Source organism: Methylobacterium sp. CM6257 (assembly GCF_054611515.1).
The window spans coordinates 7259599-7277584 of record NZ_CM137735.1; the positions used below are offsets into that span (position 1 = coordinate 7259599).

A 17986-nucleotide genomic window follows, 5' to 3' on the forward strand; every position below is an offset into this window, starting at 1 on the left:
GTTTCAGTCGTCGGGGCAGGGTGGTTCGGGGGCATTCGGAACCGGCGCAGATATCTGGCCGGCGCCGCGTGAAATCAACCCGGCGCTCACGCCTCGCGCGGCGGCGGGGACGCGACGAGCGCCTCCAGCCCTTCGGCCTTGAGGGCGGCGACGTCGCCGGCGAAGACTTCCATGACGGCGCTCCGGATCGCCGCCTGCCGGTCGGGCTGGGTCACCCGCGTGCCGGTGAGGTCGGTGACGTAGAAGACGTCCACGGCCCGCTCGCCGAAGGTCGCCACGTGTGCCGAGGTGATGTTCAGCGACAGTCGGCCGAAGGCCGTGGTCAGCTCGTAGAGCAGGCCCGGCCGGTCGAGGCCCGTGACCTCCACGACGGTCTCCCGGCTCGACAATGCGTTGTCGAGAGTGACATCCGGTGGGACCGGGAAGGTCTTGGCGCGGGTGCTCGTCGGCGGATGCTTGTCGGCGACGAGGTCGGCGATGCGGATCTCGCCCTTCAGCGCCCGCTCGATCGCCGCCGTGATGCGCTTGGTCCGGCGCAGCTCGTCCTCGTCCCGCTCGAAGGCTCGGGAGATGAAGATCGTGTCGAGGGCGAAACCGTCCGTGGTGGTGAAGATCTGCGCGTCGACGATGTTGCTGCCGGCCGCCGCGCAGGCTCCGGTGATGATGGCGAGCAGGCGCGGGTGGTCCGGCGAGTAGATCGTGATCTCGGTGACGCCTCGCACGGGGTCGAGGGCCACGTCGGTCGCGCTGGTCCGGCTCTCGCGGAGGGCGTCGCGGAGGAAGATCGCGTTCTTGAGCTGGCGCGTGCTGTCGACCTTGAGCCAGTAGGCCTGGCCGTGCCGGGCCGCGTAGGCGTCGAACTCTTCCGACTCCCAGCCGGGCAGCTGCTCGCGCAGGGCCATCTGGACGAGGCGAACCCGGTCGGTGCGGGCGATCTCGGAATGGCCGCCCGACAGGTACACCTCGGTCTCGTCGTACAGGGTGCGGATCAGGGTGCCCTTCCAGGCCGTCCACACGCCGGGTCCCACGGCCGTGATGTCGGCTACGGTCAGGATGGTCAGGAGCTTCAGCCGCTCCAGGCTCTGCACGCTCGCGGCGAAGCGCTCGATCGTCTTGGCATCCGAGAGATCGCGGCTCTGCGCGGTCATCGACATGAGCAGGTGGTGCTCGACCAGCCAGCGCACGGTCTCGGTCTCGGCCTGGTTCAGGCCGAAGCGGGGGCAGAGCTTCTCGGCGATCGCCGCGCCGGCGACCGAGTGGTCCTCCGGCCGGCCCTTGGCGATATCGTGCAGCAGGATCGCCACGTAGAGCGCCGTGCGGTTGTGGATCGTGTGCACCAGGCGCGAGACCAGCGGGTAGATCTCCTGTGAGCGGCCCGATTCGATGTCGGCCAGCACGCCGACCGTGCGCAGCAGGTGCTCGTCCACCGTGAAGTGGTGGTACATGTTGAACTGCATCATCGCGACGATGCGGCCGAAATCCGGGATGAAGCGGCCGAGCACGCCCGCCTCGTTCATCTCGCGCAGCGCCTCCTCGGGGGCATTGCGGGAGGTCAGGATGTCGAGGAACAGGCGGTTGGCCTCGGCGTCTCCGCGCAGCGACGGGTTGACGAGGCGCAAGGAACGGCTGGCCAGCCGCTTGGCGTCGGGGTGGATCGCGAGGTTGTGCCGGTCCGCCAGCCAGAACAGGCGGATCAGGTTCACGGGATCGCGCTCGAAGGCGTCCTCGGCGCGCAGGTTCACCCGCCCGTGGTCGATCCAGAAATCCTCCGCCTCCATGGCGGTGGCCCGGAACCGGTCCCGGAACCGGCCGATCCAGCGATCGAGCACCGGGGTGCGCTTGGCGTGGCGCGCCTCAAGCTCGGCGCACACGATGGCGGTGAGGTCGCCCACGTCCTTGGCGATGCGGAAATAGGCCTTCATGAAGCGCTCGACGCCGGAGAGGCCGCCGCGGGGCTCGTAGCCGAAGCGCTCGGCGATCCGGGGCTGCAGGCCGAAGGACAGGCGCTCCTCCGCCCGCTTCGTCGCAAAGTGCATGTGGCACCGCACCCGCCACAGGAACTCCTCGCAACGCTCGAACAGCGCGTATTCTTCCGGGGTGAACAGGCCGGCGCTCACGAGCTCGATCTGGTCGCGCACCCGATAGGTGTACTTGGCGATCCAGAACAGCGTGTTCAGGTCGCGCAGGCCCCCCTTGCCGTCCTTGACGTTGGGCTCCACGAGATAGCGCGAGGAGCCGACCTTCGAGACGCGCATGTCGCGCTCGCGCAGCTTCGCCTCCACGAACTCGGCGGCCGAGCCGACCACCAGCTCGGCATCGAAGCGCGTCACCAGCTCCTCGAATAGGGTTCGTGAGCCGAACAGGAACCGCGCCTCCAGGAGGGCCGTGCGGATCGTCATGTCGGCCCGCGCCTCGCGCAGGCATTCCTCGACCGACCGGGTGGCGTGGCCGACCTTCAGCTTGAGGTCCCACAGCACGTAGAGCATCGCCTCGACGACGCTCTCCGACCACGCGGTCTGCTTGTAGGGCAGCAGGAACAGCAGATCGATGTCCGAGCCCGGCGCCATCGTGCCCCGGCCGTAGCCGCCGGTGGCGACGATTGCGAGCTGCTCGCCGGTCGACGGGTTGTCGTTGGGATAGAGCCGCCAGACCACGGCGTCGTGGATCGCCCGCACCACGGCGTCGGTGAGCCTCGAGAGCGTCTGCGCACAGCGAAGCCCGTTGCGGTCCTCGAGGAGCTGCGCCTCGGCGGCGCGGTGGCCCTCATCGATCACCCGGCGCAGCTCGGGCACGAGCGCGGCCCGGAGCTTGGTGGGCTCGCGGGCCTCGCGGTCGAGCTGGTCGAGGACCGTGTCGAGGGCGGCGACGGGATCGAACATGCTTCCCGTTAGCATGATATGCCTACGCCGCCAGCCATGCGGCGATCCGCCCCGCATCCACGGCCCGTGCCGAGGGAGAGGCGGACCTTCGATCGGCGTGGCAGGCCACTACTCCGCGGCCGGCAGGTCCAGGGCGAGCAGCCGCGCCGTCCGGGTGCGGGTAGCCGCCCGCGGCTCGGCCTCGTCGGCTTGGCGCCGCGCATCGGCGATGGCCGCATGGACCCCGTCCACCGCCAGGATCAGGGCGCTCACCGTGCGGGCGTCGATGCTGCGCTCCCGGGCGTAGCAGACCACGTCGGCCACCAGCCCGTCCGTCTCGATGGCGATGGCGTCGAGCTCGGCTTTGCTCGTGGCCGCGCGCACCTCGCGCATAATGTCGAGCAGGCGGTCGAGGACGAAGTCGACGCGCTCCCGGCGCTTGCGGGCGAGGCGCTGCCCGAGCCACGCGAAGCCGGAGCCGATCGTGCCGCCGAAGAAGGCGAACAGGTAGATGTAATCCTCGTAGCGGTCGAGGAAGGTCTGCTGCTCCCGCTCGAAGTAATCGACCGCGCCGGGGTGATTGGGCAGCCGCGCGGAGGTCGCCGCCACGGTCGTGTCGAAGTCCGGGGCCTTCATCAGCTTCGCCACCGGAGCCGCGGAGGCGAGGCGCGAGCGCCACTCGAACAGGTGCTGCGTGGCGGAGGCGACCGCGACGCGGCTCACCGTGCCCCGCGCCATCAGGCGGTAGGAGGCCCCGACAGTCCGGACTTCCTCGTCCGGGCGCTTCGGGCGGCCGCCGAAGGTCCCGGCCGGGATCGTGACGGATTGCAGCTCCGGGAAGCGCTGCAGGATCGCGTCCCCGTCCGGGATCGAGACGAAGCCGACCTTGCGCTCCGGCGAGCCGAGTTCGACCGCGTGCACGACGGCCGCCGCCGCCTTCGAGGCGGGGCTCGCGATCACCGCGACGGCGTCGATACGCTTCTCGGCAAGCGCGGCCGTAACCTCGCCGGCCTTGAGGGGGACCACCACGACGTGACCGGTGGCGGTCTCCGCCTCGCCGGCCGCGTGGCTGCTCTCGGAGCCATCCTCGCTCAGGTTCTCCGGCACCAGATCGTAGAAGGAGAGCAGATTGGTCAGGAAGGGCAGGTCGGCGCTGTGGCGCACGACGATGCCGAGACGCTTGCGGGCGAGGGCGGGAACGTCGTCGATATCGGCCGCCTCGGGGGCGGCGATGACGAGGGCCTCGTCGTGCAGGATTGCCAGCGTCAGGCCGTTCTCGGGCAGGAAGACGTCCGGCCGCACCACCGCGAGGTCGGCCTTGTTCCGCTGGAGGGCCATGGCGCTGTCGCGCACGTCGCCGTAGCGGACGACCCGGAGGCGCACATCCTCGCGCGCCCGGTCCAGGGCATTGGCGTAGGCCTCGATCAGCGCGGCTTCGGGGCCGTCCTGCGGGCCGACCGCCACCGTGAGGGTGTTCGGGCGCGAGAGATAGACGATCGCGGCCGCGACCGCGGCCAGCCCCAAGGCCACCAGGACCAGGAGCCACTCGCGGCGCATCAGAGACGCCGCCAGGACGTGCAGGCGCCTTCGCCACGGACCTCGGGTGCGGTCGGGCGAAGGACGGGGGTTCGGGGCATGGCCGAGCCTGTCGCGTTGCGCGCGTTCCATCCCCAAGTCATGAAACGCAAACCTGTCGAGATCGTGAAGAACCGGTGAAACGAACAATCGTTGCAGAATCTGCGCCAGGACGCCGCACCACCGAGGCACCGCCTCCGAAGCCGATCAGTCCGACGTGGCTCGAGCAGTCGGCGCTGCACTACCTCGAGCGGTATAGCGCCTCGACCGAGATGCTGCGGCGGACTCTGGCGCGGCGCGTCGAGAAGCGGGCGCGGCTGCGCGGCGAGGACCCGGCTGCCTTCGCCGAGATGATCGCCGCGACCGTGGCGCGGGCGATCTCGGCGGGCCTCGTGGACGATACCCGCTTCGCCGATACCCGCCTCGCCACGCTGCGCCGGCGCGGCACGTCGAGCCGGGGCGTCTCCGCCAAGCTCGCCGCCAAGGGTGTCCCCCGCGACGTGGTCGAGGCGGCGATGCAGGCCGAGTGCGACGCCCTTGCGGACGGTGAGGCCGAGGCGGTCGAAGAGCAGGCAGCATGGGCCTACGCCAAGCGGCGACGCCTCGGGGCGCACCGTCGGCCGGACCAGCGGGCGGCCCATCGCGACCGCGACCTCGCCGCCCTGGCCCGGGCCGGCTTCTCCTACGACCTCGCCCGGCGGGTCGTGGATGCCGAACTGGACGCGGAGACGTGACCGGGGTGCGGCAATGCGGACCGGGGTGACGCGCCGCCCGGCCTTGCACCTTCGGACGGCTTGTTCATTGTCTGTTCGATGGACGAAGCCCTGGCCAAGAAGCTGCGGATCCTGGCGGATGCCGCGAAATACGATGCGTCCTGTGCCTCCTCGGCGGCGCCGAGACGCGCGGCCGGCAAGGACGGGCTCGGCTCCACAACCGGCGCCGGTATCTGCCACGCCTACACGCCGGACGGGCGCTGCGTTTCGCTGCTCAAGATTCTGTTGACCAACTGGTGCCTGTTCGACTGCGCCTACTGCATCAACCGCCGGTCCTCGAACGTACGGCGGGCGAAGTTCACCGTCGAGGAGGTCGTGAATCTCACTCTGAACTTCTACCGGCGCAACTACATCGAGGGGCTGTTCCTCTCGTCGGGCATCATCAAGTCGCCGGACCACACGATGGAGCTGCTCACCCGGGTGGCGAAATCGCTCCGGCGCGACCACGGCTTCGCCGGCTACATCCACCTCAAGTCGATTCCCGAGGCGAGCCCCTGGCTGATCGAGGAGGCCGGTCTCTACGCCGACCGGCTGTCGATCAATGTGGAGCTGCCCACGGAGGCCAGCCTCGAGCGGCTCGCGCCCGAGAAGGACGGGGCCGCGATCCAGGGCGCGATGGCGCAGATCGGCGAGCGCATCGTCGAGGCGAAGGCCGAGCGCCGCCGCTTCTCGCCGGCCGGCCACTCGACGCAGGTGATCGTGGGCGCGGACGCCACCACCGACGAGGCCTTGATCCGCAAGAGCGCGCATCTCTACGGGAGCGTCGGCCTGAAGCGGGTCTACTACTCGGCCTTCAGTCCGATCCCGGACGGCTCGGCGATCCTGCCGCCGAAGCCGCCACCGCTCCAGCGCGAGCACCGGCTGTATCAAGCCGACTGGTTGCTCCGGTACTACGAATTCACCCCCGATGAGGTCGCCGACGCCTCGGAGGGGGGCATGCTCGCCCTCGACATCGACCCGAAGCTCGCCTGGGCGCTGAAGCATCGCGACAAATTCCCCGTGGACGTGAACCGCGCCGACCGGGAATGGCTGCTGCGCGTGCCGGGGCTCGGGGCGCGGGCGGTCGACAAGATCATCAAGGCGCGTCGCCACGCGACCCTGCGCCTCGACGACGTCGCCCGGCTGACCTCCGGGCTGAAGCGGGCGCGACCATTCCTGATCGCCGCCGACCACCGCCCGGTCGGGCTCACGGACCGGCTCGATCTGCGGACGCGGCTGGTCGAGCCCGCCACGCAGCTGAGTCTGTTCTGATGCCGGCCGGAGAGGTGGCACGTCCGCTCCTCGACCCCGCGGAGAAGGGCGAGGATCAGCCCCGGTCGCGCGATGTCCTCCTGCGCCCGGGCGCCGATCTCGACGGCTTCCGCGGCGCCGTCCGAAGCCTGGTGGCGCAGGGTGTCCCGCCCGAGGCGGTGTCATGGTCCGTGGCGAACGCGCCCGGCCTGTTCGGCGCCGAGGCGGATCACGCCACAGGCGCACCGCTCGCGCTGCCCAGGGCGGTCGCCGCGCTGATCCCCCAGGTCATTCCACACCGCGACCCGGAGCGCTACGGCCTGCTCTACGCGCTAATCTGGCGCGTGTGCCACGGCGAGCGGCACCTGATGGAGGTGGGCAGCGATCCGCTGGTCCACCGCCTGCACCGGATGGCGAAGGCGATCGGGCGCGACCTTCACAAGATGCACGCCTTCCTGCGCTTCCGCCGGGCCGAGGACCGGGAGGGCGAGCGCTATGTGGCGTGGTTCGAGCCCGATCATCACATCCTGGAGGCGGCCGCACCGTTCTTCGTCGCGCGATTCCGCGGCATGCGCTGGTCGATCCTGACGCCCGACGGGTCGGCGCATTGGGATACGCAAGCCCTGACCTACGGGCCGCCCGGCGACCGCGCGCAACTGCCCGAGGGCGACGGGTTCGAGGCCGGTTGGCAGACCTATTACGAGAGCACGTTCAACCCCGCCCGCACCAATCTGCGGGCGATGCGGGCCGAGATGCCCAAGAAGTACTGGCGGAACATGCCCGAGACCGCCGCAATCCCCGCCCTGGTCCGGGCGGCGGCCGGGCGCACCGAAGCGATGATCGAGAGGGAGCCGACCATGCCGAAACGCCGCGAACCCGCCCGCGCCGTCGCCGCGATGGCCGACCAGGATCCGAAGTCCCTCGATGAACTGAACGCGATCATCCGGCGCACCGAGCCGCTGGTGCCGGGCGCCACCCAGGCCGTGCTCGGCGAAGGGCCGGTCGGCGCCACGATCGCCTTCGTGGGCGAGCAGCCGGGCGACCAAGAGGATCGTCAGGGCCGGCCCTTCGTCGGACCGGCGGGGCAACTGCTCTCCCGGGCCATGGCGGAGGCGGGGATCGACCGCAGGGCGAGTTACCTCACGAATGCGGTCAAGCACTTCAAGTTCGAGGAGCGCGGCAAGCGCCGCATCCACCAGAAGCCGACGGCCGGTGAGGTCAGCCATTATCGCTGGTGGCTCGATCGGGAGCTGGAATTCGTGGGTCCCAAGCTCGTGGTGGCGCTCGGCGCGACCGCCGTGCTGGCGTTGACCGGCAAGGCGATCCCGATCACCCGCGCCCGCGGGCCGTTCCGCTTCGACCGGCTCGACAACCGCTTCCAGGGTTTCATCACAGTCCACCCGTCCTACCTGCTGCGTCTCCCGGAGGAAGCGAAGGCGGAGGCCTACGCAGCCTTCGTGGACGACCTGCGGCGGGTGGAGGCGCTGGGGCGCGAACTCGCTGCGTGAACCCGAACCCGCCGCCTGCTCGATGACGCCGAGGCCTGCGCGCCCGGCTCTTTCCCGGGCGGCCGGGAGCGACTGCCCGACCGGCGATTGCCGCGTGACGCTGGACATCGTCCGGCTCACCGTCCACGACGAGTTACCTATGCTCGTCGCGGCCCGCCGCGCCGGGCTCGCCCGCATGCCCGACCCCTGATCCCCCGAGACGCCTGCGCCCCATGAAGCCTGAGACCGCGTCGAGCTCCGAGACCAAGCCCGTCGGCCCCGGCGATCAGGTGATCCTGGTCGACGGCTCGTCCTTCATCTTCCGCGCCTATTTCCAGTCGATCAACCAGGACCAGAAGTACAATTCGCGCCCCTCCGACGGGCTGCCCACCGGCGCCGTGCGGCTGTTCTGCACCAAGATCGCGCAGTTTCTTCAGGACGGGGCCGCCGGCACCAAGCCGACCCATCTCGGCATCGTCTTCGACAAGTCCGAGGGCTCGTTCCGCAAGGAGATGTTCCCGGACTACAAGGGCCACCGTCCCGACGCTCCCGACGACCTCAAGCGGCAGATGCCGCTGATGCGCGACGCGGTCCGGGCCTTCGGCCTGCACGCCGTGGAGCTGGAACGCTACGAGGCCGACGACCTCATCGCCACCTACACGCGGCAGGCGGAGGCGCGCGGTGCGGGCGTCATCATCGTCTCCTCCGACAAGGACCTGATGCAGCTCGTCGGGCCGCAGGTTCGGTTCTACGATTTCGAATCCGGCGCCAAGGGCAAGGCGGGCTACCGGCCCGAGCGCAACCTCGACGTCGAGGCGATCATCGCCAAGTGGGAGGGCCTGCAGCCGAACCAAATCGGCGACGCGCTCGCGCTGATCGGCGACACCTCCGACAACGTGCCGGGCGTGCCGGGCATCGGGCTCAAGACCGCGGCCGCCCTCATCAAGGAATTCGGCAGCCTCGAGGCCCTGCTGGAACGGGCGGGCGAGATCAAGCAGCCCAAGCGCCGCGAGACCCTGCTCGCCAACATCGAGCAGGCCAAGCTCTCGCGAAAACTCGTCGCGCTCATGGAGGACGTGCCGGTCCCGGTGCCGCTCGACGAGCTCGGCGTGCCTAAGCCCGACCCGGAGAAGCTGGTCGGCTTCCTCAAGGCGATGGAGTTCAACACGCTGACGCGCCGCATCGCCCAGATGCTGCACGTTGATCCGGAAGCCGTGAAGCCCGATCCGGCGCTGCTGCCCGGTGCCCGCCCCCACGGCTACAGCAACGGCGCGGGCGGCAGCGACGCGGTGCCGTTCTTCGGCGATTCCGTGCCGCCGGACCCGGAGACCGCGGCGGCCGGCGCCGAGCGCCCGCCCGGCGATGCCCCGCCCGGGACCGGCGAAGTCGACCCGTTCGCCGATCTCGACCTGCCCGACGCGCCGGCCAAGCCCCGCGCGTCCGTGGAGGCGACCCCCGGCAACGTGGTCGCGGCCCGCGCCGCCGAGGCGGTGGCCCCGTTCGACACGGCCGCCTACGAGACCGTCGCGTCCCTGGAGCAGCTCGACGCCTGGATCGCCGAGGCCGAGGAAGCCGGGGTGGTGGCGGTCGATACGGAGACCGACGCCCTCGACGCGCACAAGGCCGGGCTGGTCGGCGTCTCGCTGGCGGTCGCCACGGGCCGCGCCTGCTATATCCCGCTGGCCCACGTGCAGGCCGCGAAGGTGCAGGCCGATGCCACCGACCTGTTCGGCGAGGGCGCCGCGCCCTCCGACGTGGTCGAGCCGGTGCCGGGTCAGATTCCCCTCGACGCCGCCATCGCCCGACTGAAGCCGCTCCTGGAGAACCCGGGGGTCCTGAAGGTCGGCCAGAACCTGAAATACGATTGGGTCGTGCTCGCCCGCTACGGCATCGAGGTGGCGCCGTTCGACGACACGATGCTGATCTCCTACGTGCTCGATGCCGGCAAGGGCGGGCACGGCATGGACGAGCTGGCCCGCCGCCATCTCGGCCACCAGCCGATCACCTTCGCGGACGTGGCCGGCAGCGGCCGCAACAAGGTGACCTTCGACCGCGTCGCCATCGACAGGGCGACCGCCTACGCGGCCGAGGACGCGGACGTGACCTTGCGCCTGTGGCGGATGATGAAGCCGCGCCTCGTGGCCGAGCGACGGGTCGCCGTCTACGAGACCCTGGAGCGGCCCCTGCTGCCGGTGATCGCCCGGATGGAGCAGCGCGGCATCCGGGTCGACCGGGACATGCTGAGCCGGCTGTCTGGGGACTTCTCGCAGATCCTCGTCCGCTTGGAGGAGGAGATCCAGGAGGATGCCGGGGAGAAGTTCTCGGTGGGCTCGCCGAAGCAGATCGGCGACATCCTGTTCGGCAAGATGGGACTGCCGGGGGCCAAGAAGACGCCCTCCGGCCAGTGGGCGACGCCCGCCACGCTCTTGGAGGAACTGGCGCAGGCCGGGCACGAACTCCCGAAGAAGATCCTGGAGTGGCGGCAGCTCTCGAAGCTGAAATCCACCTACACGGACGCGCTCCAGGCCCATGCCGACCGCGACACCGCGCGGGTCCACACCTCATTCTCGCTGGCGGCCACCACCACGGGGCGGCTGTCCTCCTCCGAGCCGAACCTGCAGAACATCCCGATCCGCACCGAAGAGGGGCGGCGCATCCGCCGCGCCTTCGTGGCCGCGCCCGGCAACCGGCTGATCTCGGCGGACTATTCGCAGATCGAGCTGCGGCTGCTGGCCCACATGGCCGACATCCCGGAGCTGCGGAAGGCCTTCGAGGACGGGATCGACATCCATGCGGCCACGGCCAGCGCGATGTTCGGCGTGCCGCTGAAAGAGATGACCCCCGACCTGCGGCGCCGGGCGAAGACCATCAATTTCGGCATCATCTACGGCATCTCGGCCTTCGGGCTCGCCGACCGGCTCGGCATCGGCCGCGAGGAGGCTTCGGCCTTCATCAAACAGTATTTCGAACAGTTCCCGGGGATCCGCGACTACATCGAGACTACCAAGAAGAGCTGCCGCGACAAGGGCTTCGTGACGACCCTGTTCGGCCGCGTCTGTCACTATCCGCAGATCCGCTCCAACAACCCGTCCGAGCGCGCCAGCGTCGAGCGGCAGGCGATCAACGCGCCGATCCAGGGCTCGGCCGCCGACATCATCCGCCGGGCCATGACCCGGATGGAGGCGGCGCTCGCGGCCAGGAAACTCGATGTGCGCATGCTGCTGCAGGTGCACGACGAGCTTGTCTTCGAGACCGCCGAGGACGAGGTTGAGAAGGCGATCCCGATCATCCGCGGTGTGATGGAAGAGGCGCCGGCGCCGGCCTTGACGCTCCGGGTGCCGCTGGTGGTGGAGGCCAAGGCGGCGGGGAACTGGCAGGAGGCGCACTGAGACGCGCTGACGGAACCGCGCATTCTCTGACCATCGAGGGGCCGCTTGAGATTGCCGCCTCGGCGGAGTGGGGCTCGGCAGTCTCGGCTCCCCAGCTGTTTTTCCATCCTGAGGCGTCCGCGTCAGCGGGCCTCGAAATGAGTTCCAGGGATCGCCGAGACTGCCGGAGGGCTCCTTCGAGCCTTGCGCTGCACGCAAGCCCCTCAGGATGCGGTCGAGTACGGCGGAACCCAAACGCCTGACCGGTGTATGCTGGTGTGTGACGGTGAAGCGATGGCCATCACGCCGTCGTCAAGCGTGAGCAGCCCGCAAGAACTCAGCACAGACGTGATGAAGGCGCCTTCCCCGGTGCCGTATTTGGTTATGGTCTGCTCCTGATGGGGCTTCAGAGCCGGTCTGTGGCTACGGCCGGACAGGCGGACACGCCCTGTGGCGACCTTACACCGCATATCAGGCCCTCCGTCTTCGAGGCTTAACCCGCGCCGGTCATACGCGGCAGTGACCATGACACGAATCATTCTCTCCTCGTGACCGATCCCCTTTCCTTCCTCGCCGGCGGTGGCGAGGCCGCGCGGATGATCCGCGCCCGCGACTGGTCCGGCCACCCGCTCGGTTCCCCGGAAACCTGGCCGGCGGAGTTCCGGGCGGCGCTCTCGCTCGTCCTGAACTCGCCGGAATCGATGATCCTCGCCTGGGGCCCGGATCTCCATTTCTTCTTCAACGACACCTACTTCCCGCTGCTCGGGCCGCGGCTGCCCTGGGCCATCGGGGCGCGGTTCGATGAGGTCTGGGCCGATGCCTGGGCCCAGGCCAAGCCGATCATCGACGCCGCCCTGGAGGGCCGGGCGGAGCGCTTCGTCGACCTGCCCTGGCAGCTCGACACCGACCGGGGTGCCCGGGAGACGTGGTGGACCTTCTCGTATTCGCGGGTCCTCGATGCCGCGGGCCGGGTCGCCGGGCTGTTTATCATCACCAACGAAACCACCGGCCGGGTGCTGGCCGATGCCGCCCTCAAGGAGAGCCAGGCCCGGCTCGAGACGGCGCTCGCTGAGCTGCACGACCTCAACGCGTCCCTGGCCCGGCAGGTCGAGGAGCGCACCGCGGACCGCAACGCCCTCTGGACGCTCTCGTCCGACATGATGCTGCGCAGCCTGTTCGACGGCGCGATCACGGCGGTGAACCCGGCCTGGACGGAGGTGCTGGGCTGGCGTGCGGACGAGCTCGTCGGCAGGAGCCTGATGGATTTCGTCCATCCGGACGATCTGGCCCGGACCATGGAGGGCGCGCGGCAACTCGCCGAAGGCGGCAGCCTCGCACGCTTTGACAACCGCTATCGCCACCAAGACGGCAGCTACCGCTGGATCAGCTGGGCCGCGCGACCGGGCGACGGGGTCATCAACGCCGTCGGACGCGACTTCACCGCCGAGCGCGAGCGAGCCGACGCCCTGGCGGCGGCCGAGGAGGCCCTGCGTCAGTCCCAGAAGATGGAGGCCGTTGGCCAGCTCACCGGCGGCATCGCGCACGACTTCAACAACCTGCTGGCCGGCATCTCGGGCTCGCTGGAACTCATGCAGACCCGGCTGAGCCAGGGCCGCATGATGGACGTGGACCGCTACATCAACGCCGCGCAGGGGGCGGCCAAGCGGGCCGCCGCCCTGACGCACCGACTGCTCGCCTTCTCGCGCCGACAGACCCTCGATCCGAAGCCCACCGATGTGAACCGGCTGGTGGCCGGCATGGAGGAGCTGATCCGGCGCACTGTGGGTCCGTCCGTGAGCGTGGATGTGGTCGCCGCCGCGGGCCTGTGGCCGGCCCTGGTCGACCCGCCCCAGCTCGAGAATGCGCTGCTCAACCTGTGCATCAACGCCCGGGACGCGATGCCGGAGGGCGGCGGGACGATCACCATCGAGACCGCCAATGCCTGGCTCGACGAGCGCGCCGCCCGGCGCCACGACATGCCGCCGGGGCAGTATCTCTCGCTCTGCGTCACCGATACCGGCACCGGCATGCCGCCGGAGATCGTCGGCAAGGTGTTCGAGCCGTTCTTCACCACGAAGCCGCTGGGGCAGGGGACCGGTCTCGGTCTCTCGATGATCTACGGTTTCGCGCAGCAATCGGGCGGCCAGGTGCGGATCTATTCGGAGGTCGGGAAGGGCACCACGGTTTGCCTCTACCTGCCCCGCCATCGCGGCGCCCTCGCCGAGGAGGATCCCCACGGCGCCATCGGAGCACCCCCGCGGGCCGCGCCCGGCGAGACCGTGCTGGTGGTCGACGACGAGCCGACCGTGCGCATGCTGGTCACCGAGGTGCTGGAGGATCTCGGCTACACGGCCATCGAGGCCGCCGACAGCGGCGCCGGCCTCAGGGTGCTGCAATCCGACGTGCGCATCGACCTGCTGGTGACCGATGTCGGGCTGCCCGGCGGCATGAACGGGCGCCAGATGGCCGAAGCCGGCCGAGTCACGCGTCCGGGGCTCAAGGTCCTGTTCATCACCGGCTACGCGGAGAATGCGGTGCTCGGGAACGGTGCGCTCGATCCCGGCATGCAGGTGATCACCAAGCCGTTCGTGGTGGAGGTGCTGGGGGCCCGCATCCGCGAGATGATCGGGACGGCTTGACCGCGCGTCCGGTCCGGGCCTGAACAGGACGCAACGGATCGGGAGGACGAAACGCCATGCGGGCGCTGCTGTGCACGAGGCTCGACGGGCCGGAGCAACTGGAGATCGTGGAGCGGCCCGATCCGGTGCCGGGGCCCGGACAGGCTTTGGTGCGGATCCGGCTGGCGGCGCTCAACTTCTTCGACACGCTGATCGTGGCCGGCCGCTACCAGGTGAAGCCGCCGCTGCCGTTCTCTCCGGGGGGCGAGGGTGTCGGCGTCGTCGAGGCGCTTGGGGAGGGCGCCCAGGGTCTCGCGGTGGGCGACCGGGTCATCGTCCATGCCGGACATGGCTGCTGCGCCGAATTGATCGCCGTCGCGGCCTCCAAGCTCACCCCGGTGCCGGACGGGGTACCGGACGAGCAGGCAGCCGGGCTCACCATCACCTACGGCACGTCGCTCCATGCCCTCGCCAACCGGGCGCGTCTCCAGCCCGGCGAGTGGCTCGCCGTCCTCGGCGCTTCAGGGGGTGTCGGTCTCGCGGCGGTGGAGCTCGGCCGGCTGATGGGCGCCCGGGTGATCGCCTGCGCCTCCTCGGAGGAGAAGCTCGCGGTCGCCCGCGCTCACGGGGCCGAGGCGACGCTGGTTTACGACCCCGCGACCCTCAAGGACGAGCTGCGCCGGATCTCCGGCGGTGGCGTCGACGTGGTGTACGATGCGGTCGGCGACGCCTACGCCGAGCCGGCCCTGCGGGCGCTTGGGTGGCGCGGGCGCTACCTCGTCATCGGCTTCGCCGCCGGCGCGATCCCGCGGCTGCCGCTGAACCTGATGCTCCTGAAGGAGCTCGACGTGCAGGGCGTCCACTGGGGCGCCTTCCTGGACCGCGAGCCAGAGGCGCATCAGGCCGACCAGCGCCGGCTCCTCGGCTGGGTGGCCGAGGGCAAGCTCACCGCGCAGGTTCACGGCGTCTACCCGCTGGCGGAATACCCGGAGGCGTTCGGCCTCCTGACCCGCCGCGCGGCGATGGGGAAGGTGCTCCTGCGGCCCTGATCGGCTGCGGCCGCCCGCCTTGGTTTGAATTGGGGCCCGATCTGCAGCACGGCATTGCCGGGCGACGAGTCATGCGCTCCGCGCTGATCTGCGGCGCAGACCTGTTCCGAAGAAGATGTTGCGGAAGAGCCCATCCTTCATCTTCATACACCTCGATGCGGTGGTCGCGTCCCCTGTGGTGCCCGAGATGAAATTCCGAAGAAGTGTAGTCTCAAGCCTGATATTACCCTCGATAATCGGTTTTTTGCTTTTTCTGGCAAGCTCGACCGTCGGCTTGATTCAGATACAGGCCATCAACGCCGCCGCCGTGGAGACTCGCGACGTCTGGGTGCGCAAGGACGGCGATCTCCACGCGATTCAATTCCTGATACTGCGGTACCACACGACGACGATCCGCAAGGTGGTCGCCACCGACGACGGCGAGAACCGGGACCTCGATGCCGAGTTCGTCGAGATGGATCGGACCATCCCCGAGGCCTTCCAGAGCTATCGGGCGCGCGCGATGACGCCCCGGGAGCGCGCGCTCTGGGACGCGTTCGAGAGCCGGTGGAAGGTCTATCGCGTCGCGCAGGAGGCGATCCTCGCCCCGCTCAGACGCGGCGACCGGAACGCGGCCCGCGACGCCATTGCGCCGGCCCGCCCGCCACTGGTGGCCGCCTTCGAGGCCCTGGCGGATCTGGCCCAGGTGACCGCCAAGGGCACGAACATCTCGGTCCAGCGCTCCGAGGACGCGTTCCGGATGGCGTGGTCCGTTACCATCGTGCTCTCGGTCATCGGATTGGTCATGACCGGCGCGGCGGTCTGGTGGGTCTGGCACCGGGTCGCACGCCCGATCCGGTCCTTCGCTGAAATCATGGGCCGGCTCGCGGCCAACGACCTCGACGTGGCCGTCGGCGGCTCCGAGCGAAAGGACGAGATCGGCGTCATGGCGGCGTCCCTCCAGGTCTTCAAGGATGGCCTGATCCGGGCGCGCACGCTCGAGCACGAAGCCGCACAGGCCCGCGCCACGACCGAGGCGCAGCGGCGGAGCGGCATGCACCAGATCGCCGACGCCTTCGAGGGGACGGTCGGCGGCATCATCGGCACGGTCTCGACCGCCGCCGCCGCGCTGCAGGACACGGCCTCGGCCATGAATGGGGCGGCCGCCGACACCGCCGATCGCTCCAGCCGGGTGGCGAGCGCGGCCGAACTCGCCGCCAGCAACGTCAACGTCGCGGCGGCGGCGGCCGAGCAGCTCGGCGCCTCCGTTCAGGAGATTAGCCGCCAGGTCTCGGGTTCAACGGCGCTGACCCAGTCGGCGGTCGCGGACGCGGAAGAGACCGCTCACTTGGTTCAGGATCTGAACGGGGCGGCGGTCCAGATCGGTCATGTCGTGACCCTGATCTCGACCATCGCCGAGCAGACGAACCTCCTGGCGCTGAACGCCACGATCGAGGCGGCGCGTGCCGGCGCGGCGGGCCGCGGCTTCGCCGTCGTGGCCGCAGAGGTGAAGGAGCTGGCCGGTCAGACCGCGCGGGCGACCGACGAGATCGGCGGCCACGTCGCCCGGATCCAGGCTTCCACCGGCGACGCCGTCTCGGCGATCGGGCGCATCGGCGGTCGGGTCCAGGAACTCCGCGCGGTGGCGACGCGGATCGCCAGCGCCGTGGAGCAGCAGGGCGCCGCGACACAGGAGATCGTCCGCAACGTCTCCCAGGCCGCCCAGGGGGCGGCTGACGTGACCAGCACCATCACGGGCGTCGCCGACGCGGCGAAGGGGACCGGAGCGGCGGCCGATCAGGTTCTCACGGCAGCCTCGGAGCTGTCGCTCCGGTCCGGGCATCTCAGGGACGAGGTGACGCGCTTCCTCGCGACCGTCCGCGCGGCCTGAGCGCGCGGGATCGGCGCGGACGCACCCTCGACCGCGCGCCCGGCGCGCCGGCTCAGAGCAGCCCGCGCGCCTTCGCCAAGCCGACCAGATCGGCCTGGGGCCGGGCGCCGATGTGCTGGATCACCTCGGCGGCCGCGAGCGCGCCGAGGCGGGCGCTGGTGACGTGGTCCAGGCCGCGGGCGTGTCCGGCCAGGAAGCCGGCCGCGAACAGGTCGCCGGCTCCGGTCGTGTCCACAACCTCGTGAACCGGGCTCGCGTCGACGGCGCGCACCTCGCCGCCCTGAACCACCAGGGCGCCATCCGCCGAGCGGGTGACGAGGCCGAGCAGATGCCGGCCGCGGGCATTGCGCTCGTCGCGCAGCGCGGCCACGGCGGCCTCGGGGTCGTCGGTCTGGTAGAGGCTCTGGAGCTCACCGATATTGGCGAACAGGATGTCGATGCTGCCGTCGCGCACCAAGCCCAGGAACTCGTCCCGGTAGCGGCCGACGCAGAACGCGTCCGATAGGGTCAGCGCCACGGCATTGCCGGACTGGTGGGCGATCTGGGCGGCCTTCCGGAACGCGTCCTTGGCGGCCGGCGGATCCCAGAGATAGCCTTCGAGGTAGACGACCCGGGCGGAACTGACGCGAGCCTTGTCGACGTCCTCGGGCGACAATCCCTGGCAGGCACCCAGGTAGGTGTTCATCGTCCGCTCGCCGTCCGGCGTCACCAGCACGAAGCAGCGGGCCGTGGCCGGCCCGTCGGCCGCTGCCGGGACGGCGAAGCCGACACCGGTCGCCTTGAGGTCGTGGCTGAACAGGCCACCGAGTTCGTCGTCCCGAACCTTGCCGATGAAGCCGGTCTTGGCCCCGAGCAGCGCCGCCCCGACCGCTGTGTTGGCGCCCGAGCCACCCGAGACGATCGTGGCCGGTCCCATCGCCTGGAACAGCGCTTCGGCCCGTGCCTCGTCGATCAGCTGCATTGCCCCCTTGGTGACGCCCTGCGCGGACAGGAAGGCGTCGTCGGTGCGGGCGATCACGTCGACGATGGCGTTGCCGAGCACGAGGAGATCGAGGGGTGCGGTCATCCGGGCGTCCTGATTCGAGTCCGCGCCGCTGTGGCATCCGCCTCGAATCGGATCAAGCTTCGTCGGCAGCGGCGGGTGGAAGATCGGCGAAC

11 protein-coding genes are annotated in these 17986 nt (G+C 70.1%); 8 read left to right on the forward strand and 3 right to left on the reverse strand.

What is annotated here, in order from left to right:
• Positions 1 to 86 precede the first annotated feature (86 nt).
• Positions 87 to 2894 carry a [protein-PII] uridylyltransferase gene (locus ACYCO6_RS35640; RefSeq protein ID WP_459768274.1) on the reverse strand — a complete coding sequence of 936 codons (2808 nt, stop codon included), beginning with the start codon at positions 2892 to 2894 and terminating at the stop codon, positions 87 to 89.
• A 93-nt stretch (positions 2895 to 2987) separates the two neighbouring features.
• The gene (locus tag ACYCO6_RS35645) at positions 2988 to 4415 is read right to left on the reverse strand and encodes a TAXI family TRAP transporter solute-binding subunit (RefSeq protein ID WP_459773876.1); all 1428 of its coding nucleotides are present in this window, start codon (positions 4413 to 4415) and stop codon (positions 2988 to 2990) included.
• A gap of 224 nt (positions 4416 to 4639) precedes the next feature.
• Here ACYCO6_RS35645 and ACYCO6_RS35650 point away from each other — a divergent pair, with 224 nt between their 5' ends.
• The 8 genes from ACYCO6_RS35650 (at position 4640) to ACYCO6_RS35685 (ending at position 16828) form a co-directional block, all read left to right on the forward strand.
• Complete coding sequence (locus tag ACYCO6_RS35650) at positions 4640 to 5167, forward strand: regulatory protein RecX (RefSeq protein ID WP_459773877.1); 528 nt, start codon at positions 4640 to 4642, stop codon at positions 5165 to 5167.
• 78 nt (positions 5168 to 5245) lie between these two features.
• Positions 5246 to 6457 carry a putative DNA modification/repair radical SAM protein gene (locus tag ACYCO6_RS35655; RefSeq protein WP_459768275.1) on the forward strand — a complete coding sequence of 404 codons (1212 nt, stop codon included), beginning with the start codon at positions 5246 to 5248 and terminating at the stop codon, positions 6455 to 6457.
• Entirely contained in the window at positions 6457 to 7944 is a 1488-nt protein-coding gene (locus ACYCO6_RS35660) for a UdgX family uracil-DNA binding protein (RefSeq protein ID WP_459768276.1), read from the forward strand. Before ACYCO6_RS35655 ends, ACYCO6_RS35660 begins: the two co-directional genes overlap by 1 nt.
• Before the next feature lie 22 nt (positions 7945 to 7966).
• Positions 7967 to 8134, forward strand: coding sequence for a hypothetical protein (locus ACYCO6_RS35665; protein ID WP_459768277.1), 168 nt, complete (start codon positions 7967 to 7969; stop codon positions 8132 to 8134).
• A gap of 22 nt (positions 8135 to 8156) precedes the next feature.
• Positions 8157 to 11312 (forward strand): DNA polymerase I, encoded by a 3156-nt coding sequence (gene polA / locus ACYCO6_RS35670; RefSeq protein ID WP_459768278.1) that lies wholly within the window; start codon positions 8157 to 8159, stop codon positions 11310 to 11312.
• A 527-nt stretch (positions 11313 to 11839) separates the two neighbouring features.
• On the forward strand, positions 11840 to 13930 hold the full coding sequence (locus ACYCO6_RS35675; RefSeq protein WP_459768279.1) for a hybrid sensor histidine kinase/response regulator: 2091 nt from the start codon (positions 11840 to 11842) through the stop codon (positions 13928 to 13930).
• Positions 13931 to 13986: 56 nt separating this feature from the next.
• The gene (locus ACYCO6_RS35680) at positions 13987 to 14958 is read left to right on the forward strand and encodes an NADPH:quinone oxidoreductase family protein (protein WP_459768280.1); all 972 of its coding nucleotides are present in this window, start codon (positions 13987 to 13989) and stop codon (positions 14956 to 14958) included.
• Positions 14959 to 15145: 187 nt separating this feature from the next.
• Complete coding sequence (locus ACYCO6_RS35685) at positions 15146 to 16828, forward strand: methyl-accepting chemotaxis protein (RefSeq protein ID WP_459768281.1); 1683 nt, start codon at positions 15146 to 15148, stop codon at positions 16826 to 16828.
• A gap of 52 nt (positions 16829 to 16880) precedes the next feature.
• Here the strand turns inward: ACYCO6_RS35685 and ACYCO6_RS35690 are convergent, their stop codons facing one another.
• Positions 16881 to 17894, reverse strand: coding sequence for an adenosine kinase (locus ACYCO6_RS35690; protein ID WP_459768282.1), 1014 nt, complete (start codon positions 17892 to 17894; stop codon positions 16881 to 16883).
• Positions 17895 to 17986: the final 92 nt, after the last annotated feature.

Excerpts from the sequence above, each read along its gene's own strand:
- ACYCO6_RS35640 (WP_459768274.1), bottom strand. The coding sequence starts at position 2,894 with ATGCTAACGGGAAGCATGTTCGATCCCGTCGCCGCCCTCGACACGGTC.
- ACYCO6_RS35645 (WP_459773876.1), bottom strand. The coding sequence starts at position 4,415 with ATGCGCCGCGAGTGGCTCCTGGTCCTGGTGGCCTTGGGGCTGGCCGCG.
- ACYCO6_RS35655 (WP_459768275.1), top strand. The coding sequence starts at position 5,246 with ATGGACGAAGCCCTGGCCAAGAAGCTGCGGATCCTGGCGGATGCCGCG.
- ACYCO6_RS35660 (WP_459768276.1), top strand. The coding sequence starts at position 6,457 with ATGCCGGCCGGAGAGGTGGCACGTCCGCTCCTCGACCCCGCGGAGAAG.
- ACYCO6_RS35665 (WP_459768277.1), top strand. The coding sequence starts at position 7,967 with ATGACGCCGAGGCCTGCGCGCCCGGCTCTTTCCCGGGCGGCCGGGAGC.
- polA (WP_459768278.1), top strand. The coding sequence starts at position 8,157 with ATGAAGCCTGAGACCGCGTCGAGCTCCGAGACCAAGCCCGTCGGCCCC.
- ACYCO6_RS35680 (WP_459768280.1), top strand. The coding sequence starts at position 13,987 with ATGCGGGCGCTGCTGTGCACGAGGCTCGACGGGCCGGAGCAACTGGAG.
- ACYCO6_RS35685 (WP_459768281.1), top strand. The coding sequence starts at position 15,146 with ATGAAATTCCGAAGAAGTGTAGTCTCAAGCCTGATATTACCCTCGATA.
- ACYCO6_RS35690 (WP_459768282.1), bottom strand. The coding sequence starts at position 17,894 with ATGACCGCACCCCTCGATCTCCTCGTGCTCGGCAACGCCATCGTCGAC.